Here is a 21,658-nt window from a genome sequence, read left to right as displayed (position 1 = left end):
TCGTCCTCTGTTTCGGTCGACCCTCACTGACATACGGGATTGGCAGAAGCCTCCCCGCCTTCGTCATCCTCGGGCGGAGCAGGAGCGAAGCTCCGTCGCGGAGACCCGAGGATGACGAAGTGATGAATGCCGCGCGGCGTCTACTCGGCCTTCGTCCAGCCGAAAACCAGCCAGGCATATTTCGATTTTTCGTCGGGTTCGGCGGTGTAGGTCATCTGCATGTCGCCGTCCTTGGCGTAGATATCCAGCCGGGGCGTCGTTTCCAGTTTGAGCCATAGCGAACTCTTGCTGAACGACCACGTTCCACACCAGACGCAGGTTCCCGACGTCGGGTCACCGGGCTGATGAAAGTTGTAGCGACCGTCCGCTGTGATCTCCAGATAGTCGAACGCGCCGTAAAACGCGGTCACCGTCTGCTGGAACTCAGTGGCGGCCGCTTCCTGTTCCGGCGTGGGCGCATCCGTCGTGTCGCGGGGCGGCCGGATGGCTCCGCCGTTCAGTTTCCATTTGCCGACAAAATCCTTCTCGGTCGGAAGATACTCCTCCTGAGCCTGCGCCGACGAGATATAAGCAACGGATAATATATTTCCCGGACCCATAGTGCCGGGCGCAAACAAAAGTGCGGCAGCGCAGGCCACCTTGGTTAGGTTTTGCATAAAAAGTGTTTCTCCGATGAGATAAGGCGAGTTTTTATTGAGAGATTCGCGGCGCACGTTGCTTCGATACCGATTCCCGCCTGCCATTTGCACGGTTAGCACCGGGGCCATCAATCTGGCAACGCAAAGCCGCATCTCACAGCATCGCCCATGATGCCGCGGTCGGCACTCGGGTGAGCACCGAAGCGCACAAGCCGTCATTCGCAGATTGGCTGACTATCGGTAGAAGCTTAGAAGGTGATCTTCACCGAAGCGGCACTGCGCGTGTGCGGACCGTGATGAACGGCCTCGATGTTGTTGCCGTCCGGATCGAGCAGGAAGGCGGCGTAGTAGCCGGGATGATAGAGCCGTTCGCCCGGCGCGCCATTGTCCGTCCCGCCGGCCGCGAGCCCCGCCCTGTAGAAGGCGTCGACCATGGCGTGGTCCTTGGCCTGAAAGGCCAGGTGATGGCGGCCGGTGAGTTTTCCCTGTGCGGCTGGGCTGTCGGCAGTGGAGACGAACAGTTCGTCGGCCCAGAAAAAGTCGCCGCCGGTACCGCCGATCGGGACGTCGAGCGCCTGCAAAACCGCCTCGTAGAAACGCCGGCTGGCGGGGAGATCCCTGACCACCAGCTGGATATGGTCGATGAGCCGGCCGCGATGCAGTTCCTGGGTTTCCATCGAAATTCCTCCTCGTGAAGCTTTCGAATTTAGGTTCGGGCAGGACGCCGTCAATGCGAGCAGCGCCACCTTCGGCTACTGGCCCAGCCCGACCTCCGACCCGCGACTACCCCTTCAACAGCGCAGCTAGCCTTGGAATGCCCTCGCTCACCGCGCGCCGGTCGGCGAGCGTGAACGACAGCCGCAGTGTGTTGCGCCCGGTGCCGTCGGCATAGAACGCGCTGCCGGGCACGAAGGCGACACGCGCCTCCTTGACCGCCCGCGCCAGAAGTTCGGTGGCATCTGACCCTTCCGGCAGTGTCACCCAGACGAACATACCGCCTTCCGGGCGGCTCCAGGTCACGCCTTGCGGCATGTGGGCTTCCAGTGCCGCGAGCAGCCCGTCGCGGCGCTCGCGATAGGCCCCGATGAGTTTTTCCACCTGGCCGTCGAACACGGCCTCGGCGACGCGGTGCATCACCACCTGGTTGATCGACGGGCTGTGCAGGTCGGAAGCCTGCTTCATCAGCACAAGCTTCTCGACGATGTGGCGCGGCGCGCACACCCAGCCGACACGCATGCCCGGCGACAGGATTTTCGAGAACGAGCCGCAATAGAGCGTGCGCGCCTTGTCGATGCCGCCGGACCTGATGCAATCGAGCGCCAGGATCGGCGGCACGCCTTCGCCGTCATAGCGCAGCGCGCGATAGGCAGCGTCCTCGATAATGGCGACGTCGAGTTCGCCGGCAAGATCGAGCACCGCTTCGCGCTGCTTTCGGTCCAGCGTGTTGCCGGTCGGGTTGGCGAAATCCGGCACCAGATAGGCAAACTTGACCTTGCCGCTATTTGCAGCCGCCGCCGCGCGATAGGCATCGGGCGTCATGTTGCCGCCGGCCGGGGTTAACCGATCATAGCGCGGCTCATAGGCGTTGAAGGCCTGCAGCGCGCCGAGATAGGTCGGCCATGTCACCAGCGCGGTGTCGCCCGGCGACAGGAACAGTTTGCCCAGATAATCCAGCGCCTGCTGCGAGCCGGAGGTGATGAAGATGTTGGCCTCGTCGCAGGCAACGCCGAGCTTGCCCATTTGCCCGGCCAGCCAGCGCCGCAGCGGCAAAAAGCCTTCCGAGACCTGGTACTGCAGCGCCGCGCCCGCCTCCGCGCCGCCCAGCACCGAGGCATAGGCGTCGCGGATGGCCTCGGCCGGAAACAGCGCCGGATCGGGAATGCCGCCGGCAAACGAGATGATGTCGGGCTGGTCGAGCAGCTTCAGGAGCTCGCGGATTTCGGACGCTTTCATGCGCGACGAGCGCGAAGCCAACAGGTTCATCAAGGTCACGACACGCCTCCCGGACGCTGCAATATAGGTCAACTTAGCTGACCTATATCCGCTCTTGCCCTCGAAATGAATAGTGCCTGGAAGATTTCCCGCATGCGCCAGCGCCGGCAATCCGCGCCGAGCATCACTAGCCGCAGCCCCTCTCCTAGGGCGAAGCAGGAGCGAAGCTCCGTCGCGGAGACCCTAGGATGATGGGTGGACGGCCCCTTGCGGCATCGAATGTGCCAAACTGGTCGTGTTGAACCCAGCGGAAGGAGACCGTCCGTCATGCAAGTTATCAGATTTGGAATCGATTTGGCCAAGAATGTGTTCCAGGTGCACGGGGTGGATGCGACCGAGCGAGTGGTCGTGCAGCGCCAATTGCGCCGCGCGCAGGTGGTGAAGTTTTTTGCCGCGCAGCCGCCGGCGCTGATCGGCATGGAGGCCTGCGGTTCGGCCCATCATTGGGGCCGCACGCTCAGCGCGCTCGGCCATCAGGTCAAGCTGATGCCGCCGACCTATGTGAAGCCCTACGTCAAGCGCAACAAGAACGATACCCGCGATGCGCAAGCCTGTTGCGAGGCGGTGAGCCGGCCCGACATGCGCTTCGTGCCGATCAAGACGGTCGAACAGCAATATGCCCGCGCGCTGCATCGTGCGCGTGACCTTCTGGTACGCCAACGCACGCAGCTGGCCAATGCCATTCGCGGCCATCTCTACGAAATGGGTCTCGCGAACGCCAAGGGGGCGGCGGGCATCGAGGGCCTGCTGCAGCTCATCGAAACGGCCGATGAAGCCATCCCCGCGGCGTTGTTGATCTGCCTGCTGCCGCTGGCCGGGCAATGGCGGGCGCTGGATGGCGAGATCGGCAAGCTGGACAAGCAGATCCTGGCTCAGGTCAGGCAGCAGCGGGCGGCCTTGCGGCTGATGACGATCCCGAGCGTCGGCCCGATCATCGCGCATGCGACGATCGCCGCCATCGGCGATGGCCGCCAGTTCGCCTCGGCCAGGGACTTCGCCGCCTGGGTCGGCCTGACCCGCAAGAACCACGACACCGGCGGCAAGCACAGATTGACAGGCCATATCAGCCGCGCCGGCGATGGCGGCTTGCGAAGGCTGCTCATTCTCGGCGCCAGTTCCTGGTTGCGGCAGGTCAGGGCCAAGCCCGACAGAGGCTCGCCCTGGATACGCGGCCTGCTGGCCAGGCGGCCGGTCAAGGTCGCCGTCGTCGCCCAGGCAGCCAAGACCGCCCGCATCATCTGGGCAATGCTGAACTCGGGACAGGAATACAGGGCACCGGCTGCGGCATAAACCGCAAAGCAAGGCCCTTAACAGCGTAAGGAGCAAAAGGCAGCACGGCAAAATGGTCAGGACCTGGGTCGGGACACTCCGCCTTCGTCATCGCGATACAAGAGCGCGTGTGGATGATTGGAACCCGATCCGCGTAACCCTTGAGGGCCAGCGGTCCAAATTCGACCGCATCAAAAGGCCGAATACATGACCGCTCCAGACTATCTGCCGAATATGCCAATTGCACCTTGCCAACAGGGGGCCGTCCATACATGACGAAGGCGCGGATGGTTCAGCCACAATCACGGCAGTTGGAGCCACTGTATTGCCGCTCAACCAATCAATCCCCATCCGCCGGCCCGGCCTTGCCGCATTGCGCCAGCACTTTGCCGATGGCGGCACTCGAGCCCTTCAGCGGAAAGCTGGTCTCGCCGTATTTGGCTGAACTGACCGACACATCGCCCTTCCCGCGCAACAGGTCGAGCAGCGGATCGGCTTTCGCCAGATTGACCACGAAATAGTTGTACATAGCCTCCAGCTGCAGCGTCTTGGCCACCGTCTTGCCGTCGGCCTTGAACGCGAACGAACCGCTGATGCCAGGCTCCAGCTGCTGACCGTTGGCGCCGAGATCGTAGCTCAGCACCGGCGCGTCGAAGCAGGTCAGCATCAGATACGCGTCGCCTTTCGGCCCGCCGCAGACCGAGGCGGTCAGCACGCTGCCGCCCTCGTCCTCCTCCATCTTGGCGCTCCAGCCACCGCACGACGCGGCAAACGCCGGCTGCGCGGCCTGCAGGACCGCTACCGCACCGGCGACGACGAGATATCCAGCTCTCATGACTTCCCCCCAAATTGACTCCCCGTAGGGCATTTGCAGCACCCGCCGGCAGCATATAGGAAAAGCTGTCCTGTGGCATTGCTCGTCGCGGCGATGTCGCCCGGTCCTGTTTTCGCGGAGAGTTGTGTTGAGAGCCTGTGTTCGTCTCTGTCTTCTGACGGTGGCCTTGCTTGCCACCCCGCTCACCGCCCATGCCGAGTGGAAGCCGGTCGAGAAGATCGAGCCATACGCTGTTTCGGGCCAGAGCGGCGCCGAACTCTACCGCTCGATCGGCGAGAAAGGGCCAAAGCTCGGCATCGCCCGCGCCATCGCCTACACCAATTTCAAACTGACCTGGGGGGTCAGGAACTACAAGCCCGGGGCCAAGGACTGCGTGCTGACGGCGGGGCGGCCGAAACTGATCATCACCTACGCCTTGCCAAAACCCTCCGGCCCCTTGCCGCCAGCCGTCCAGAAGAGCTGGGACACCTTCATCGCCGGCGTCAGCACCCATGAGAAGGTGCATGGCGAAAGCATGGTCCAGATGGTCCACGACATCGAAGCGGCGACGGACGGCCTGACCCTTGCCGACGATCCCAAATGCAGCAAGACCAGGGCCGAGGTGGTCCGCCGCCTCGGCGCGATATCGAAGGCGCGGGTACAGGCAAGCCGCGATTTCGACCGCGTCGAATTCGGCAATGGCGGCAATTTGCAGAAACTGGTTTTTTCCCTCGTCACCGGCCCCTGACCGCCCTCATCGCGGTTCCGTCGGAATCTGGGGCCTCAACCTCGGAAACAAAACCGTTGAGCAGATCGAGACCTTCCTGCCAGTCGCCCAGACCGCTCTCGGCATTGATATGGCCGGCAGGGCCGATGACGACGAAGCGGCTGCCCCATTGCTTCGCCCTCGCTTCGGCATACTCCGCCGAGCCGTAGGGATCGTTGGTGCTGGCCACCACCAGCGAGGCAAAGCGCAACCGGCCCACGGGAATTCCGGCGAAGGGCATCCCATAGCCAGGAAAGACCGCCGACTTCGGGTCGGGAACGCCGGCCAGCAAAGCTGCCCTTACCGGCCTCTGCGAAATCTTCTGCCAATGGGCGATCAGCAGGCAGGACAGGCTGTGCGCGACCAGCACCGGCGGCTCGGGCGCCTGGATGACGGCGGCCTCCAATGCCGCCAGCCAGTCGGTGAAATCGGGCAGATCCCAGCTCGACGGCTGGAACCGCCGCATCGCCGGGTTGGCGCTTTCCCAGCGCGATTGCCAATGTGCCGGGCCTGAACCGCCGCTGCCGGGCAGGATGATGAAATGCGTCATATCGCCTTGCTCCTATCGATCGAAGGCGCATATTGGCGCCTTGCGGCTTAGCAGAAAATGGGAAATCATCGGAGAAGTCGCGGCATTTCCGATGAATTCAAAGTGATGAAGAATAGCGACGGGCGCGCGCCGCTCGATCCGACCGACATTGCCATCGTCGAAGCCATGCAGGAGAACGGCCGCATCGGCATGTCCGAGCTTGGCCGACGGGTCGGCCTCTCGCAGCCCGCGACCTCCGAGCGGGTGAAACGGCTGGAAGAGCGCGGCGTCATCGCCGGCTACACCGCGGTGATCGATCCGACGGTCTTAGGCCTCGGCATGATGGCCATCATCCGGGTGCGTACCACGCATGAGCACATCCGCCCCTGCCTGAAGCAGTTCGCCGAAATGCCCGAGATCACCGAGGTGCACCGGCTTACCGGCGAGGACTGCTTCATTCTGAAGGTCCTCGTTCCCTCGCCTGCCCACCTTGAAACCATCGTCGACGCGGTGGCGCGCCACGGCTCCGTCACCACGGCGCTGGTCTTGCGCAGCGAGACGCCGAAGCTGGTCGGCCGCGAGTTGATCAGGAGGGCAGGTCGTTAACGCTGCCCTCACCGCGTCTCGGCACTCGCCCTCAGCTCCGCCCGCTTCTCGTCCGAGACGACAGCCAGATCCAGCACCTTCTGCAATTCGGCCGCATGGCGGAAGGATGGTTCGGCTTGCACGCCGGTTCGCACCGCATCGGCGAAACGCTGGTAGTTGGTCGGCACCGTGCCGGCGTCGAGCTCTTCCCATATAGCGTTCTCGACATTCTCCCCCACGCATGCCCTGAGCGCCGAGCCATCGAGATTGTACACCACTTCGACGCCGCCCTTGTCGCCATAGATGCGCAGCCGCAGTTCGTTGAGATGGCCTGATGCCCAGCGGCTGGCATGCACCACGCCGAAGGCGCCGTTGGAAAAATCCAGCGTCATGGCGAAGCTGTCATTGGCGTCGAGCCCATAGTCGCCGATGCGGTTGCCCGGCGCCTTGTCGAAGGTGCGCAGCCGGCAGAAGACATGGTCGATGTCGAGCGCGGCGCCGTAGCTGGCGAAATCGAGGATGTGGATGCCGACATCGCCGAGCACACCATTCGAGCCGTGGCCGCGCGACAGGCGCCAGAGCCATTTCGGATCGGTGCGCCAGTCGCCCCAGAATTTCGACACCAGCCAGCTTTGTAGGTAGGACGCCTCGACATGCCTGACGGTGCCGATCTCGCCCGCCTGCACCATCTGGCGGGCCTTCTGCAATGCCGCGACATTGCGATAGGTGAGGTTCACCATGTTGATGATGCCGGCGGCTTCGGCGGCGTCCGCCATCTCGGTGGCCTTGCCGAAATCTTCGGCCAGCGGCTTTTCGCACAGCACCGGCTTGCCGGCGGCGATCAGCATCATGGTGGTCGGGTGATGGATGCGGTCCGGCGTGACATTGGCCACCGCGTCGAAGTCACCCCATGTCAGCGCTTCCTCCAGCGAGGTGAAGCGGTTGGGAATACCAAAACTGTCGGCGAATTCGCCGACACGCGCGGCATCGACATCGACGGCGCCGATGATGTCGACGCTCTCGATGGCGCTGAAGCGACGGGCATGTTCCTGCGCCATCCAGCCGGTGCCGAGTATCAAAAGCCGCATGTTTTGCTCCTTGGGTGAGATGCCGGTATCCCCCTCCCGGTCGACGCCTCAGATAGCGCGGATGATGCCGCCGTCGACACGGATGTTCTGGCCGGTGATGTAGCCTGCGCCTTCGGACGCCAGGAAGGCGATGGTGGCGGCGACTTCTTCCGACGTGCCGTAGCGCTGCATCGGCACGCTGTCGCGGCGCTCCTCGGTCTTCGGCAGGCTGTCGATCCAGCCTGGCAGCACATTGTTCATGCGCACATTGTCCGCTGCATAGGTGTTGGCGAAGATCTTGGTGTAGGCGGCGAGCCCGGCGCGGAACACGGCGGAAGTCGGGAACATCGGGCTTGGCTCGACCACCCACGCCGTCGAGATGTTGATGATGGAACCGCCCTTCTGCTTGACCATCTGCGGCGCCACGATGCGCACCGGCCGGACGACGTTCATCAGGTAGACGTCCATGCCGGTGTGCCACTGCTCGTCCGTGATCTCCAGGATCGGCGCGCGCGGTCCGTGGCCGCCGCTGTTGACCAGCACGTCGATGCGGCCATAGCGCTCGAGCGTCAGGTCGGCGAGGCGCTGCAAATCGTCATTGGATTGATTGGAGCCGGTGACCCCGAGCCCGCCAAGCTCCTTGGCCAGCGCCTCGCCCTTGCCGGAGGAGGAAAGAATGGCGACCTTGAAGCCGTCCGCCGCCAGCCGCTTGGCCGCCGCCGCGCCCATGCCGCTGCCGCCGGCCACGACCACAGCCACTTTTTCTGAACTCATCGGATCTTCCTTCTCGGGGTTGGCGGAGCAAAAGCTTTGGTGATTGCAGCGGACATATAGCCGGTTTCATCAGCCAGTTCGAACCAGAAAGGCTGAACCAAGATGCAGAAAAACGCGAATGCGCCGCTGCGAATTCAGGGATCGACAGGCAGCAAGGCGTCGGGCTTCACATTGGCGATCGAGGCGTAGGTGTGTGTCTCCCGAACCCCGGGCAGCGGCAGAATGACCTGCTGCAGGAAATCCTGGAACATCGTCATGTCGGCGATGCGCGCCTTGACCAGATAGTCGAAGCCGCCGACCACCATGTGGCACTCGATGATCTCGGGCGCCCGCAACACAGCCTCGGCGAAGCGGTCGAAGACATGCGGCGCCGTGTGGTCGAGCCGCACTTCGACAAAGACGAGTTGCGCCTGTCCGATTTTGGCCGGATCGAGCACGGCCCGCACCGCGCGGATGAACCCTTCGGCGAACAGCCGTTTGACGCGCTGCGCCGCTCCGGTCGGCGACAGGCCGACCCGCCGCGCCAGATCGAGCGTCGTGCGGCGGCCGTCCTCCTGCAACAAACGCAGCAGCGAGCGGTCGATACGGTCGAGATCGTCCATTTCAGGATTCACACTTCTTGAGCCGAGCAAGCGTGATAATCACGCTAAAATAGCAAAAACAGTATATTTCATCACGCTCACGGATCGCAATACCGTTGTCCTGCAACCGACAACGAGAGCGTATCCCATGACATCAGCCCAATCGATTATCCGTAGCGCCCAGGCCAAGGGCGAAACACCGGTCCTCATCCTGAGCGAGGCCGAGGTGAAAACCTGCATCGACCTGCGCCAGCTTCTCAACGCGCTCGCCGGCGGCTTCAAGGCGCTGTCCGGCGGCAAAGTCGTCAGCCCGCCGCGCCCGCAGCTCGACATTCCGCGGGCCGGCTATTCGCTGGCGATGCCGGCATGGATGACGGGCATGCACCTGACGGTGAAGATCGTCAACGTCTTCGAGGGCAACATCGCTAAGGGCATCCCCAGCCACCTCGCCACCATCCATCTGTTCGACCCGGATACGGGCATGCCGGTCTGCGTCATGGACGGCACCTATATCACCGCCGTGCGCACCTCGGGCTCGGCCGTGCTTTCGGTACGCGAGCTGGCCCGCCGCGACGCCAAGGTCGCGACGGTGGTCGGCGCCGGCGTGCAGGCCGGCCAGCACTTGCATCTTCTGCCGCTGGTGCGCGACTTCGCCGAGATTCGCGTCGTCTCTAAGGAGTTTGCTGATGCGCAAGCACTTGCCGCTGAGCATCCGGGTGTCGTTGCCGTCGCCGATATCGAGGCTGCGGTGCGCTCGTCTGACGTCGTCTGCCTGGCCACGCATTCCTACCAACCAGTGATCTCGACCGACTGGGTGCGGCCAGGCACCCATGTCTCGTCGGTCGGCGTCGCCCCGCCCGGCGGCGAGTTGCCGGCCGAGCTTGTCGGGCAGGCCAGCCTGTTCGTCGAGACCAGGGACGCCTTTGCCCCGACCCCGGTCGGCTCCTGCGAACTGGCCGGTCTCGATCCGCGGACCGGAACCGAGCTCGGCGAAATGCTGCTCGGACTGCGGCCGGGGCGGGTCAGCGCCGACCAGGTCACCGTCTACAAAGCCATGGGTGTGGCCATGGAGGACATGGTTGCCGCCGACCTCGCCTATCGCGAGGCGGTTCGCCGGGGATTGGGACGTGTTGTTTCGATTTAGAGAGTTCGCTTCATTGTTGAAGTCAGCGCCGCCCCTCATTGCCCTGCCAAGGCATTTCTCCCCCCATCACCTGAATATCAACGCACCTTGGGCAAGCCGGGCAGCATCTGGCTCAGCACGCGATCGCGAAGGATGACGTGATGGAAGATGGCCGCGGCGGCGTGCAGGCCGGCAAGCCATAGGATGATATCGCCAAGCGTGCCGTGGATCTCCGCCAGCGGTGCACCCCAGGTGCCGGAAAACGGTCCGATCGCTCCCAGGCCGTAGACCGTCACCGGGTGTCCGCCGAACCATGCGCCGAGCATGGCAGTCGCCGGAACCGCGAACAGCAGCGCATAGAGCGCCCAATGTGTCACCTTCGAGGCGACATCCATCCAGGCGGGCATGGGCGGTGCATCGGGAATGCGGTCGAACAGGCGCCAGATCAGACGAATGACCAGCAGCCAGAAGACGGTGAAACCGAGCGACTCGTGAAGCAGCAGCGTCGAGGCGCGAGCCTCGGAATAGACCCGCGTCGGCGGGCCACCTTCGGAGACCAGGAAGGCGATGAGCACAAGCAGCGCCGTGAGCCAGTGAAATGCCTGGGCAAGGCTTCCGTAGCGAGTTGTCGTACCGGACAGCGACATGCAAAAGCTCCGAGACACAGGTTGGACACAATCCCCGCATCGTTGTCTGAGCGTGCCCTTGTTTCAGTCGCTCCTCAAGTGACATCCGAGGTTTTGCCGGACGGGGAAACCCAGCAACCCCTCAGTCTTCATCCGTCCAGATCAGCCGCAGCAGGCGCAGCAGCATTGCCCGTTCCTTTTTCGTCAACCGGCGCAGGAACCGGTCTTCGTGCCGGCGAACCTGTTGCCGCCATCCGGGCATGGCTTCCCTGGCCGCCTGCGTCAGGGCGAGCATCTGCACGCGCCCGTCTTCGGCATGGTCGTCACGCTCGACCAGCCCGCGCTCCTCGAGCTCGGCGAGCAACGGCGCCATGTTGGCGCTTTTCATGCCGAGCAGGCGGCACAGTTCCGCGGCGCGGATGCCGGGCTTCTCGTCGATCAGCGCCAGCATGGCATAGGTGACCGGGCGCAGCACCGCGTCGGTCATCTCGACGGCGAAATCGTTGAGCGCGAGTGCCGAGGCTCGCCTCAGATTGTAGCCGATCTGCGCGTCGAGCGCGTCCTCGGGACTGATGCGGAGCGGCGCCTTTTCCATGCTTCAATCGATCGCCGCGAATATCCTCTCTTGTCAAGCAAAAAAGACTATGCAACATAGCAAAGGTGATAGCTATGCCACATAGCGATTTGCCAAGCGGAACGGGAGGACACCGACCATGACCGAAGAGACTGTTGCCTTCGATGTCGAGAACGGCATCGCCTGGGTGCGCTTCAACCGACCGGACAAACGCAATTGCATGAACCCGGCGCTCAACCGGCGCATGATGGAAGTTCTCGACGAGCTCGAATTCCGCGACGATGTCGGCGTGCTGGTGCTGTCCGGCGAAGGCAGCGCCTGGTCGGCGGGCATGGACCTCAAGGAATATTTCCGCGAGACCGAAGCCAAGGGGCTCGGCGCCATCCGCAAGGCGCAGTCCGAAGCGTATGGCTGGTGGCGGCGCCTGCGCTGGTACGGCAAGCCGACCATTGCCATGGTCAATGGCTGGTGTTTTGGTGGCGGCTACGGCCCGCTCTTCGCCTGCGACCTGGCTTTCGCCGCCGATGAGGCGCAGTTCGCCCTGTCCGAGATCAATTGGGGCATCCTGCCCGGCGGCGGCGCCACCAAGGTTGTGGTCGACCTCCTGTCGATGCGCGACGCCATGTACCACGCGCTGACCGGCGAACTCATCGACGGCCGCAAGGCCGCCGCCTGGAAGCTGGTCAATGAAAGCCTGCCGCTGGCGGATCTCAAGGCGCGCGTCACCGAGGTCGCCAACATCTTGCTGAAGAAGAACCCGATTGCCCTCAAGGCGACCAAGGACGCCATCCGCCGCGTCGCCGAGATGACCTACGACAATGCCGAGGACTATCTGGTCCGCGCGCAGGAAGCGGCGAACTCGCACGACAATGAGGGCCGTAAGGAAGGCATCCGCCAGTTCATCGACGAAAAGAGCTACAAGCCCGGCCTCGCCGCCTACGACAAGGCCAAATGACGCGATAAACCGCTGACGCAATCTGGGAGGAGATGCGAATGCCGGCCTGGATGACAGCAGATCCCGTGACCCTGCACGCCGGGACGCAGCCCGATCGAATTGCCTGTGTCGATCTGGCAACCGGGCGGCGCTGGACTTATGCGGCGCTCGACGAGGCCATCCAGCGCGCCATCGGCGTCCTCGAAAGCGCCTACGGTATCGAACAGGGGCAACGTATCGCCACGCTTGCCCGCAACAGCGCCGATCTTTTGATCCTGCAGCAGGCGGCCATGCGGCTTGGTGCCATCTTCGTGCCGCTCAACTGGCGGCTCGCCGGTATTGAGCAGCAGGCAATCCTCGCCGATTGCGATCCGGTTCTCTTGCTGCACGACGCCGCCCTTGCGACGACGCTGTCCAAGAGCTGCATGCCTGTCGACGTCGCGGCTTTTGCGAAAGCGGTCGAGGCGCAGGAGCCAGCGCCGCGCCGCCCGCTGCCGGACAGCGATGCACCGTCGATCATCCTCTACACGTCAGGCACATCAGGCCGGCCGAAAGGGGTCGTCGTCACCGAGGCCAATGCCTTCGCCACCGCTGTCAATTTCGGTGTGCTCGGGCGGGTCGGCAATGCCAGCGTCTTCCTCTGCGACGCGCCGATGTTCCATGTCATCGGCCTCGTCACCAGCCTACGTCCGCCGCTGCTGCAGGGCGGCACGGTGCTGATCTCGCCCGGCTTCGACGCCGGCGACACCAACCGCCGCCTCGCCGATCCCGCACTTGGCGTCACCCACTATTTCTGCGTGCCGCAGATGGCCAGGATGCTGCGCGACCATCCGGATTTCGCGCCCGCGAATTGGACCGCGCTGACCGCCATCTTCACCGGCGGCGCGCCCAATCCTGCTGCCGACATCCTCTGGTGGCTGGCACAAAATGTGCGCATGGTCGATGGCTTCGGCATGACCGAGGCCGGCACCGTGCTCGGCATGCCTGTCGAGGCCGGCCGCATCACAGGCAAGGCGGGCTCGGCTGGCCTGCCGGCGCCGATGATCGGCCTGCGCATCGTCGACGACGCCGGTCGCGATGTCGCCGCCGGCGAGCCCGGCGAACTATGGCTGTCGGGACCAAGCATCACGCCAGGCTACTGGAACCGTCCAGAAGAAACGGTCCGCGCCTTCACCGCCGATGGCTGGTTCCGCACCGGCGACATCGGGCGGCGGGACGAGGAAGGCTTCGTCACCCTCGTCGACCGCCGCAAGGACATGTTCATTTCCGGTGGCGAGAACGTCTATCCGGCCGAAATCGAGATGGTGCTGCTCGACCATCCTGATATCGCCGAGGTGGCGGTGATCGGCATCGCCGACGCACGCTGGGGCGAAGTCGGTCGCGCCTTTGTCGTGGTGAAGTCAGGCCGCGTTCTCGATCCGGCCGACCTGGCAAGCCACTGCGGCGCCCGCATCGCCCGCTACAAGGTGCCGAAGGAGTTTTTGCTCACCGATACGCTGCCGCGCACCGCATCCGGCAAGATCCAGAAACACATTTTGCGCGGCTGGACAGCACCGGCCTGGGGACAGACCTGAGGCGCCGTTCAGCCCGCAGGCGCACCGCGAAAAATAGCCACGGCCGCAGCCACGATTTCCGCATTGTCCTCCGCCGTCCTCCCATCGGCGAGCGTCTTGCCGTCTTCCAGTCCAACCCGCGTCGACCAGCGTTTTTGATGCGCAAGCGCGACGAAGGGCCAGACCGTGATATCGACGCCATGCAGAAGGATCGGCCGCCGCACCCCGGCGCGTTCGAGCACAGCGGCGATGCCGTGCGCCTCGTCAAGTGCTGCCGACAGGTCTGGGATGTCGATCTCGATCAGGATGCGCAGGATCCGGTCGTGATCGGAAAGCGCGACGAAGCGCTCGGCATCGGCAACGGTGGCAAGCCCTGCCTCGATGCCGACACCGCGCTGGCGCAACAGTTCCATCACGGCGGGCGCGTCGGCCTCCGACAGATTGGCCGAGGCATAGTCGGGCAGCTCCCGCCAGCCGGCGATCGCCGCACGGGTCCGCTCGACATCGTTCTCGATCCAGGCGCCCGTCGACACGCCTATAAGCGTGCCCGGACAAGCCCGGCGCACCGCCAGCACGGTGGTGTCGACGGCCGCCAGGCTTTCTCGCCCATCCGCGCCGCGCGGGTGGATGTGCAGTTCGGCCGCACCGGCGGCGACGCAGGCGGCGGCATCGCTGGCCATCGCCTCGGCAGTCAGCGGCAGCCTTGGGTGGAAATCGCGCGGACGCGCGCCGTTGATGCAGGCCTGGACGATCATCGATGTCACCTCGGACAGGGAAGTCGCAGTGTAGCCACGCGGTGGTGAAACTGCCAATCTCCCCCCTCGTGGGGGAGATGCCCGGCAGGGCAGAGGGGGGCGTGACAGATCGCCAGCCTCTCTGATCTCCGCTTCATCAACTATTGCGGACTGCCAGACAGGTCGAAAATCTGATTGTTCGGGTCGGCGGGACAGCGCCCCCCTCTGTCCTGCCGGACATCTCCCCCACAACTTTCGCCGGCATTTGAATAAAAGCCGCCTGTGGATATTTACCCGGCGTTCCCTCGCCTCCGGCAAGCTATTTTAGGGCGGGATCATGGAGGGACCATTGACCAGCGATTTTTCAGCCGCCCGCATCCACCTCGAACGCGCCTATCACTATCTGCAGGGCAATGACGAGACGAGCCGCACAGTCTGTGACGCCCTCGATCTGTTGATCGAAGCGGTCGCGGAAGCGCAGCACAGGCGACCCGAGGCTGGTGTGGTGGAGTTTCCGCAATCGACGGCGCGGCGAACCGCATAGGCCGAACCGGAGACGAGCGCCAGCGCGCCGAAGCAGATCCTCGGTGCAGAAGTTTTGACGGGTCGCTTGCGTTGGCGATTGGCGGAAAACACCCGTCGCTTCGTCATCCACGCGCGGAGCAAGGGGCGTAGCGACGCGGCGCAGACCCCTGGAGCTGCTCCGCAGCCCAAGGGATCCATGCCGCGACTTCAGAGCGCTGCAACGGTGCAGAATTCTGTTCCGCTGCATTCCTCGATAGCTGTCACGGAATGGATCCCAGGGTCTCCGCGACGGAGCTTCGCTCCTGCTTCGCCCTGGGATGACGAAGGTGGGTGACATCACGACACCTTGCGGGCCACGACCTCCGTTGCGCGCGAAACAATCTGCTCCAGCGGTTCCGGCCGGTGCAGCAAAAATCCCTGGCCGTAGGCGACGCCCATGTCGCTCAGCATCGCCAGCGTGTCCTGCCGTTCGATCTTCTCGCCGACCACGTCGCAGCCGAGGCTGCGGGCGATGCTGGTGATGGCCAGCACGATCTCGCGGTCGAAGCGGCTTTGCGTGATGTGCTCGATGAAGGAACCGTCGATCTTGATCGTGTCGACGGGGAAACGCCTGAGATATTCGAACGAGCTCATGCCGGCGCCGAAATCGTCGAGGCTGACCCGGCAGTGCCGTTCGCGCGCCTTGCGCACGAATTGTTCGGCGGCGTCGAAATTCGTGACCGCGGCGGTCTCGGTGATCTCGAACCCGATGCCCGAATGCGGCGCCCCGGTCTCTTCGATGACGCTGTCGACGAACGCCCACAGCTGCGGATCGCTCAGCGTCTGCGCCGACAGGTTGAAGCCCAGCGTCAGCGCCCCCGAGCGCAAGGCGGCACCATGCCGCGACAGCGCGGTGCGGATGATCCAGCGGTCGAGCCTGGACGCGATGCCGAAGCGCTCGGCCACCGGAATGAATTCTCCGGGCGGCACCAGCCGGCCATTGCGCGCGGCGAGCCGGGCCAACACTTCGACATGGCGGCTTTCCTGCCATGGCTTGCCCAGCAGGTGGATTTCCTGGCCGAACAGTTTCAGCCGTCCGTCTTCCATGGCATCGACGGTGTCGGCGGCGACACGCGCGGCATTCAACCCGCCCGATCCCGCTTCCGCTGCCGCGGAGAACACCGCGAAGCGATTGCGGCCGGCGGCCTTGGCCGCGTAGCAGGCGTCGTCGGCGCAGGCTAGCGCATCGGCGACCGTGGTGCTGGCGTCGTCGACGAAAGCGATGCCGATCGAGGCCGCCAGCTTGCGGGTCGACGCGGCCACGCCGAGATCGGCCTCGCGCACCGCGCCGAGCACGGCAGCGGCGATCCGCTCGGCCTGTGCGGCATCGCAATGCGGCACCAGCAGCGCGAATTCGTCGCCGCCCAGCCGCGCCGCGTGTGCCGCCGGCGGCAGGCAGCCGCGAATGCCGGCGGCAACGCTTTTCAGCGCCAGGTCGCCGGCGGCGTGGCCGGCAAAATCGTTGAGCGCCTTGAAGTAATCGAGATCGACATAGAACACCGCCAGCGGCGCACCCGCCGCGATATGGTTGGCGAGCAGGCGGTCGAAGGCGGAGCGGTTCCACAAGCCCGTCAGCGCATCGTGGCGGGCGGCATAGGCGAGTTCCTGCTCGCGAAGCTTGTCCTCGGTGATGTCGCGCACCGTGCCGAGGATCTGGCCGGCGGCCCCCGCGGCGGTGATGAAGCGCACCAGCGATTCGACGTGGCGGATGACGCCGTCGCGCTTGATGATGCGGTACTGCGAGGCGGTAACCGCGTCCGATCCGGGTGCCGGCAAATGCGCCTGCTCGGTGGCTTCCCGATCGTCGGGATGCAGGAAAGTATGCCAGAGGCCGGCGGTCACCTCGTCGGTATCGGCGACGAGGCCGAATATGTCCCTGGTGCGGGCGTCCCAATAGCTCTTGTTGGTGGCGATGTCGTAGTGCCAGATGCCGGTGCCGCTGGCGGCGAGCGCCAGGCGGAAGCGCACATTGACCTGTTCGAGCTCGGCCTCAGCGGCCTTCTGCTTGGTGATGTCGGTCTGTACGCCCATCAGCCTGAGCGGCTTTCCCATCGCGTCGCGCTCGACGATGCCGCCGCGATCGAGCACCCACACCCAGTGGCCTTGCTTGTGCTTCAGCCTCAGTTCGGTCTCGATCGACGGAGTCAGGCCGGCAATGTGGGCATCGCCACTGGCCAGCGCCTGCTCGCGGTCGTCGGGATGTGTCAGCTTCAGCCAGAGATCAGCCGTGTCGGCAAGCTCGCCCTCCGCATAACCGAGCATGCGCCACCATGTCGGCGAATAGAAGCAGCTGCCGTTTGCAATATCCCAATCCCAGACGCCCAGATGAGCGCGCTCGAGCGCCAGCGCCCAGAACTCTCCATTGCGACTTTTCTTGTCCTGACGCGCCATAGTCTGTTTCGTCCGCCCTACCCGCGCGCAATCTGCGTCAGAACCAGAGAAGAAAGCGTTACCGGCCCGGCCCAGCAGGATCGTAGCGGCAGCCGTCATGCGCGGCGGCCTTGCCGAGCCACACATCATCATTCTCGGCCTTAACGAGCGATCTTCAACTTCCGATCTGTTTGGCCTACTATTCCGATCCCAAAGGTTAAAGACAGAGTAGTCCAGAAAGGAATGGCGCGGCGGCAGGAACTCATCACCATCGCGTCGCTACGGTCCTTCGATCGGACGAGCGGGCGCATCGGTCAGCAATTCACGCAGGCACTTCGGGATGCGATTGCCAAGGGCGAATTGAAGCCGGGGCAACGCCTGCCCTCGACCAGGGCGCTGTCCGCCGCCCTTGGCATGGCCCGGGGCACCGTTGTTGAAGCCTTCGACCAGCTCTATGCGGAAGGGTATATTCATGCCCGGGCAAGAAGCTGTACGGTTGTCGCGAGTGTCCATGAGGCCGCCCCGGAAGCGCTTTCGCGAGAGTTGACGCTTGACACACTGGCCGGGGATTTGCCCTTGCCGACAAATGTTGCCCGTCTCGCTGCCGTTTCAAAGGCACTGGCCCCGCAGGGAGCCCAACCTTTCGCAATCGCACATCCAGCCGGCGATGTTGCGCCGGACGACAAATGGCGGCGTTTGGGCAACCGGGTGCGGGCAACCCACCCCGCGGCACCTTCGGGATATATCGATCCAAGAGGATTGCCGGAACTGCGCTCGACAATAGCCGAGTATGTCCGCAAGGCGCGAGCAGTGAAGTGCAGCGCAGAACAGGTCATCATCACTGCGGGAACGCAACAGGGTCTGTTCCTTGCGGCAACAGTGCTGCTGACGAGCGGCGATGCAGTCTGGGCCGAGGATCCGGCCTATCCGGGGATCGAGGCCGTGCTCGGCAACTTTAGCATCGCGGCCTGTCGGATCCCCGTCGATGGCCAAGGCATCGACGTCAAGGAAGCGATTCTTCGATGTCCGGGCGCCCGCGCCGCCTTCGTAACGCCGTCGCACCAATATCCCCTCGGAATGCCGATGAGCATGCCAAGACGCACATCACTGCTTTCATGGGCACGCAACAACAATGCCTGGGTGGTGGAAGATGATTATGACAGCGAACTTAGATACGCGGGGTATCCATTCCCCTCCTTGCAAGGGCTCGACCCGTCCCGAGTCGTCTATCTGGGCACGATGAGCAAGATGCTGTTCTCATCGCTGCGCCTCGGCTATGCGATCGTGCCGGTGCCCCTGATCGATGCTTTCGCGGGAGCTCGCGCAATGATCGACCGCCATTCCCCCACGCCCGATCAACATGTCCTGGCGAGTTACATGCGAGAGGGTTTTTTCGAGGCGCATGTGCGCCGGATTCGCGGCGTGTACGCAGAGAGGCGGGCAGCCCTGATCGAGGCGATCGAACAGGAGCTTCCCTCTTGGGCGACACTGCAGCCGTCGGATCAAGGCATGCATCTCGTGCTTTGGCTGCCCCTCGGTATCGATGATGTGAAAATTGCCGAAAAGGCAGGCAGGGCCGGCCTGGTCGTCAGGCCGATTTCGCCAATGTTTGCCAATCCCCCTGCCCCGTCTGGCCTGATGCTGGGATTTGGTGGCTTCACCCCTGTCGAGCTCCGTGCAGCGGTGCGGCGGCTCAAGGATGTTCTCGCTGGAGCGATACGTGGTCCGCTTGCCAAAGCCGACATCTTCGGCTGAGACCTGACGCAATCCCGCATCGGCGACAGATTGCCATGACGGCTGAGGTGGTTCAGCGAAAATGACGGATACTGGCCCTGTGAAATGGACCAATCTGAATAGAGGATGCGCCGGAAATCGAGCGAGCCCGCTTGCGGTTCCGAGAAGTGGAGCATCCTATGAGCGACAGAACCAGTCAGACGTTTGAAAAATCCGTCAACGAAAACGCGCCCTTCAAGACGTGGCTCTGCGCCCTGTGCGGTCTCGTCTACAACGAGCGAGAGGGCTGGCCCGACGACGGCATACCGCCCGGAACGCGCTGGGAAGATGTGCCGGAGGACTGGGGCTGCCCAGACTGCGGTGCCTCCAAAGACGATTTCCAGATGGCCGAGATCTGAACACGCCCTCGCCATAAGATCCGCCACAGCAAGGCACCGAGATACTTGCCGCCAGGAGTTCACATGTACCTGCCCCCACACTTTGCCGAAAACCGCCCAGAGGTTCTTTTCGATCTGATCGAGAAGAACCCGCTCGGCATCCTCGTAACCAACGGCCAGTCCGGTCTCGATGCCAACCACCTTCCGTTCGAGACGAACAGGGCCGAGGGGGAAAATGGGATTCTTCATTGCCATGTGGCGCGCGCCAACCCTGTCTGGCAAGACGTGTCGACCGGCGACGAGGTGCTCGTGGTGTTCCGCGCCGCCGACGCCTACATTTCTCCCAACTGGTATCCGAGCAAGCGCGAGTTCAAGAAGCAGGTTCCCACATGGAACTACCTTGTGGTCCATGCGCATGGCCGGGCTACGATCCGGGATGACGAGCGATATGTGCGGGGCCTGGTCGCCCGCCTCACCCGCACGCATGAGGCGACGCAAGCGGCCCCGTGGAAAATGACCGATAGTCCCAAGGACTATATCGACAAGATGCTAAAGGCGATCGTCGGCATAGAAATCGAGATCACCCGCCTGACGGGCAAGTTCAAGCTGAGCCAGAACCGCGAGGCGCGCGATATCCTGGAGGCGGGGCAGATGCTGCGGAAGCAGGGAGACGAAGTGATCGGTGGCAGCATGACTGCCTTTGGCACGCGAAAGGCACGTCAATCCTGAGGTTCGATTGGGAACAAGGTGCTGAAAAGTAGCGTGATGGGCAAATAGTCGACAAGGGGGAATGCCCGCGCCGGCCAATTACCTCCGTCTTCGATTGGCAGGCAAGAACCGGAGTTTTGCGCGCTGCCTATCGTCCTAGTGATTGCTTCGGTCGCCTGTCAATTCGGCGCACCTTGGCAAACACAAAAGGACCCCTCCCAATGACCAAGCAAGAAGACAACAAGGCCGTCGTCGTCAGATGGTTCACCGACTTCTGGGGTGAAACCTGCAACCTGTCCGTCGTCGACGACATCGCGGCACCCGACATGTTGCTGAAATACTCGCTGCACGAGCCGCGTCGCGGCCGCGACGACATCAAGGCCTTCATGACTGGCTTCCGCGCCGCCTTCCCGGACCTGAACTTCTGGGCCACGGCCGACCTGATTGCCGAGGGCGACTATGTCGTCGGCCAGTGGGAGGGCGGCGGCACGCATACCGGCCCGGCCTTCAGCGATTTCCTAGTCGGCTCGCTGCCGGCCGCCACCGGCCGCACCATGCGCTTCACCGGTACCACCGTGCTGAAGGTGGTCGGCGGCCGGATCGTCGAGGAGATCGGCCTCGATAACGGCGTCGCCGCCCTCACCCAGCTCGGCCTGATCAAGGCCGCCTGAGGCGTCACGCGCGACGATCGTTTTCGGGCCAGGCGGCGTTAGTGCCGCCTGGCCTCATTGCTTACTGGCTCGGCACCGTTGCGTGCTCGCACGACACTTTCGGGTTCATGTCGGCGAACGTGCCGGTCGGATTGCCCTTCCAGGCCCAGACATGCAGTTCGTAGAATTCACCCAGGCCATAGCGGTTGGGGGCGCTGTTGAAGTTGAACAGCTGGCCGTCCAATGATGCCGGCCCCTTCGAGGCGATGTATTCGACCGCCACCAGCTTCAGCGTGCCATCGGCCATCGGCTCGTACATCACGGCTTCGGGATGGGCGATGTCGATTTTGTCGTCCTTCAGATACTGGCCGTTGACATAGTGGATGCCCATGGCGCCACCGGTGATGCCGCTGGCGCAGGGAATGGGCGCATAGCCCTCCGATACCGCCGCCTTGACGTCGAGAAATCGGCTGTTGGCAGCCCGTACCTTGTCGGCCAGCGGATTGGGGGCGGACGCAGGCGCTTCCTGATGCGCCTGCGCGAAGCTGGTGCAGACAGCCAGCATGGCCCCCGCGATGAGAAGTCCGCTGCGAAAGTTTGATGTCATTTCCATTCCATTCTTCTTGAAAAAGCACAGCTGGCCGGCCGCCGAAAATACGGAGGCCCGGCAGGCAAGCGCTGTGGCTGTTGTTGCTT

24 protein-coding genes are annotated in these 21,658 nt (G+C 63.8%); 11 read left to right on the top strand and 13 right to left on the bottom strand.

Annotation, left to right across the window (positions count from 1 at the left end):
• Nucleotides 1–140 precede the first annotated feature (140 nt).
• The 3 genes from ACSQ3L_RS14675 to ACSQ3L_RS14665 form a co-directional block, all read right to left on the bottom strand.
• The gene (locus ACSQ3L_RS14675; RefSeq protein ID WP_436160606.1) at nucleotides 141–656 is read right to left on the bottom strand and encodes a hypothetical protein; all 516 of its coding nucleotides are present in this window, start codon (nucleotides 654–656) and stop codon (nucleotides 141–143) included.
• A gap of 230 nt (nucleotides 657–886) precedes the next feature.
• Nucleotides 887–1,315 (bottom strand): VOC family protein, encoded by a 429-nt coding sequence (locus tag ACSQ3L_RS14670; protein WP_436160605.1) that lies wholly within the window; start codon nucleotides 1,313–1,315, stop codon nucleotides 887–889.
• A gap of 106 nt (nucleotides 1,316–1,421) precedes the next feature.
• Complete coding sequence (locus ACSQ3L_RS14665; protein WP_436163442.1) at nucleotides 1,422–2,621, bottom strand: PLP-dependent aminotransferase family protein; 1,200 nt, start codon at nucleotides 2,619–2,621, stop codon at nucleotides 1,422–1,424.
• A 276-nt stretch (nucleotides 2,622–2,897) separates the two neighbouring features.
• Between ACSQ3L_RS14665 and ACSQ3L_RS14660 the strand changes: the two genes are divergently transcribed.
• Entirely contained in the window at nucleotides 2,898–3,920 is a 1,023-nt protein-coding gene (locus ACSQ3L_RS14660) for an IS110 family transposase (RefSeq protein WP_436158213.1), read from the top strand.
• Between the two features lie 319 nt (nucleotides 3,921–4,239).
• On the opposite strand, the gene ACSQ3L_RS14655 is transcribed toward ACSQ3L_RS14660, so the two are convergent.
• Nucleotides 4,240–4,734, bottom strand: coding sequence for a hypothetical protein (locus ACSQ3L_RS14655; protein ID WP_436160604.1), 495 nt, complete (start codon nucleotides 4,732–4,734; stop codon nucleotides 4,240–4,242).
• Between the two features lie 127 nt (nucleotides 4,735–4,861).
• On the opposite strand from ACSQ3L_RS14655, the gene ACSQ3L_RS14650 reads away from it, so the two are divergent.
• A complete protein-coding gene (locus ACSQ3L_RS14650) occupies nucleotides 4,862–5,461 on the top strand; it encodes a DUF922 domain-containing Zn-dependent protease (RefSeq protein ID WP_436160603.1) in 600 nt (199 codons plus the stop codon).
• Here the strand turns inward: ACSQ3L_RS14650 and ACSQ3L_RS14645 are convergent.
• Nucleotides 5,448–6,029 (bottom strand): RBBP9/YdeN family alpha/beta hydrolase, encoded by a 582-nt coding sequence (locus ACSQ3L_RS14645; protein ID WP_436160602.1) that lies wholly within the window; start codon nucleotides 6,027–6,029, stop codon nucleotides 5,448–5,450. The two genes, ACSQ3L_RS14650 and ACSQ3L_RS14645, sit on opposite strands and share 14 nt — an antisense overlap.
• 105 nt (nucleotides 6,030–6,134) lie before the next feature.
• Between ACSQ3L_RS14645 and ACSQ3L_RS14640 the strand changes: the two genes are divergently transcribed.
• Complete coding sequence (locus ACSQ3L_RS14640) at nucleotides 6,135–6,614, top strand: Lrp/AsnC family transcriptional regulator (protein ID WP_436160601.1); 480 nt, start codon at nucleotides 6,135–6,137, stop codon at nucleotides 6,612–6,614.
• An 8-nt stretch (nucleotides 6,615–6,622) separates the two neighbouring features.
• On the opposite strand, the gene ACSQ3L_RS14635 is transcribed toward ACSQ3L_RS14640, so the two are convergent.
• From ACSQ3L_RS14635 to ACSQ3L_RS14625, 3 genes are all read right to left on the bottom strand, one after another.
• Nucleotides 6,623–7,681: a Gfo/Idh/MocA family protein gene (locus ACSQ3L_RS14635; protein ID WP_436160600.1), complete on the bottom strand. Its 1,059-nt coding sequence runs from the start codon at nucleotides 7,679–7,681 to the stop codon at nucleotides 6,623–6,625.
• 48 nt (nucleotides 7,682–7,729) lie between these two features.
• Nucleotides 7,730–8,434 (bottom strand): SDR family oxidoreductase, encoded by a 705-nt coding sequence (locus ACSQ3L_RS14630; RefSeq protein ID WP_436160599.1) that lies wholly within the window; start codon nucleotides 8,432–8,434, stop codon nucleotides 7,730–7,732.
• A gap of 134 nt (nucleotides 8,435–8,568) precedes the next feature.
• Nucleotides 8,569–9,036 (bottom strand): Lrp/AsnC ligand binding domain-containing protein, encoded by a 468-nt coding sequence (locus ACSQ3L_RS14625; RefSeq protein WP_436160598.1) that lies wholly within the window; start codon nucleotides 9,034–9,036, stop codon nucleotides 8,569–8,571.
• Nucleotides 9,037–9,163: 127 nt separating this feature from the next.
• Here ACSQ3L_RS14625 and ACSQ3L_RS14620 point away from each other — a divergent pair, with 127 nt between their 5' ends.
• Nucleotides 9,164–10,159: an ornithine cyclodeaminase family protein gene (locus tag ACSQ3L_RS14620; protein WP_436160597.1), complete on the top strand. Its 996-nt coding sequence runs from the start codon at nucleotides 9,164–9,166 to the stop codon at nucleotides 10,157–10,159.
• Nucleotides 10,160–10,236: 77 nt separating this feature from the next.
• Here the strand turns inward: ACSQ3L_RS14620 and ACSQ3L_RS14615 are convergent, their stop codons facing one another.
• Nucleotides 10,237–10,785, bottom strand: a complete 549-nt coding sequence (locus tag ACSQ3L_RS14615; protein ID WP_436160596.1) for a cytochrome b — start codon at nucleotides 10,783–10,785, stop codon at nucleotides 10,237–10,239.
• Between the two features lie 121 nt (nucleotides 10,786–10,906).
• Complete coding sequence (locus ACSQ3L_RS14610; protein WP_436160595.1) at nucleotides 10,907–11,359, bottom strand: MarR family winged helix-turn-helix transcriptional regulator; 453 nt, start codon at nucleotides 11,357–11,359, stop codon at nucleotides 10,907–10,909.
• A gap of 118 nt (nucleotides 11,360–11,477) precedes the next feature.
• On the opposite strand from ACSQ3L_RS14610, the gene ACSQ3L_RS14605 reads away from it, so the two are divergent.
• A complete protein-coding gene (locus tag ACSQ3L_RS14605) occupies nucleotides 11,478–12,293 on the top strand; it encodes a p-hydroxycinnamoyl CoA hydratase/lyase (protein WP_436160594.1) in 816 nt (271 codons plus the stop codon).
• A 32-nt stretch (nucleotides 12,294–12,325) separates the two neighbouring features.
• A complete protein-coding gene (locus tag ACSQ3L_RS14600; RefSeq protein ID WP_436160593.1) occupies nucleotides 12,326–13,846 on the top strand; it encodes an AMP-binding protein in 1,521 nt (506 codons plus the stop codon).
• Between the two features lie 8 nt (nucleotides 13,847–13,854).
• Here ACSQ3L_RS14600 and ACSQ3L_RS14595 read toward each other — a convergent pair whose 3' ends face one another.
• On the bottom strand, nucleotides 13,855–14,580 hold the full coding sequence (locus tag ACSQ3L_RS14595; protein WP_436163441.1) for a 3-keto-5-aminohexanoate cleavage protein: 726 nt from the start codon (nucleotides 14,578–14,580) through the stop codon (nucleotides 13,855–13,857).
• Between the two features lie 328 nt (nucleotides 14,581–14,908).
• Between ACSQ3L_RS14595 and ACSQ3L_RS14590 the strand changes: the two genes are divergently transcribed.
• A complete protein-coding gene (locus ACSQ3L_RS14590; RefSeq protein ID WP_436160592.1) occupies nucleotides 14,909–15,103 on the top strand; it encodes a hypothetical protein in 195 nt (64 codons plus the stop codon).
• Nucleotides 15,104–15,420: 317 nt separating this feature from the next.
• On the opposite strand, the gene ACSQ3L_RS14585 is transcribed toward ACSQ3L_RS14590, so the two are convergent.
• Nucleotides 15,421–17,514 carry an EAL domain-containing protein gene (locus tag ACSQ3L_RS14585; protein WP_436160591.1) on the bottom strand — a complete coding sequence of 698 codons (2,094 nt, stop codon included), beginning with the start codon at nucleotides 17,512–17,514 and terminating at the stop codon, nucleotides 15,421–15,423.
• Between the two features lie 222 nt (nucleotides 17,515–17,736).
• Here ACSQ3L_RS14585 and ACSQ3L_RS14580 point away from each other — a divergent pair, with 222 nt between their 5' ends.
• From ACSQ3L_RS14580 to ACSQ3L_RS14565, 4 genes are all read left to right on the top strand, one after another.
• On the top strand, nucleotides 17,737–19,248 hold the full coding sequence (locus tag ACSQ3L_RS14580; RefSeq protein WP_436160590.1) for a PLP-dependent aminotransferase family protein: 1,512 nt from the start codon (nucleotides 17,737–17,739) through the stop codon (nucleotides 19,246–19,248).
• Between the two features lie 158 nt (nucleotides 19,249–19,406).
• Nucleotides 19,407–19,625, top strand: coding sequence for a rubredoxin (locus ACSQ3L_RS14575; RefSeq protein WP_436160589.1), 219 nt, complete (start codon nucleotides 19,407–19,409; stop codon nucleotides 19,623–19,625).
• Nucleotides 19,626–19,670: 45 nt separating this feature from the next.
• Nucleotides 19,671–20,333: an FMN-binding negative transcriptional regulator gene (locus tag ACSQ3L_RS14570; RefSeq protein WP_436160588.1), complete on the top strand. Its 663-nt coding sequence runs from the start codon at nucleotides 19,671–19,673 to the stop codon at nucleotides 20,331–20,333.
• A 200-nt stretch (nucleotides 20,334–20,533) separates the two neighbouring features.
• Entirely contained in the window at nucleotides 20,534–20,983 is a 450-nt protein-coding gene (locus ACSQ3L_RS14565; protein WP_436160587.1) for an ester cyclase, read from the top strand.
• 61 nt (nucleotides 20,984–21,044) lie between these two features.
• Here ACSQ3L_RS14565 and ACSQ3L_RS14560 read toward each other — a convergent pair whose 3' ends face one another.
• A complete protein-coding gene (locus ACSQ3L_RS14560) occupies nucleotides 21,045–21,575 on the bottom strand; it encodes a hypothetical protein (RefSeq protein ID WP_436160586.1) in 531 nt (176 codons plus the stop codon).
• Between the last annotated feature and the right edge of the window lie 83 nt (nucleotides 21,576–21,658).

Source organism: Mesorhizobium sp. LjRoot246 (assembly GCF_964254115.1).
In the GTDB taxonomy this organism is placed as follows: domain Bacteria; phylum Pseudomonadota; class Alphaproteobacteria; order Rhizobiales; family Rhizobiaceae; genus Mesorhizobium.
Note: the sequence above shows the minus strand (reverse complement) of the source record. Positions and strands in the feature narration are given on the sequence as shown.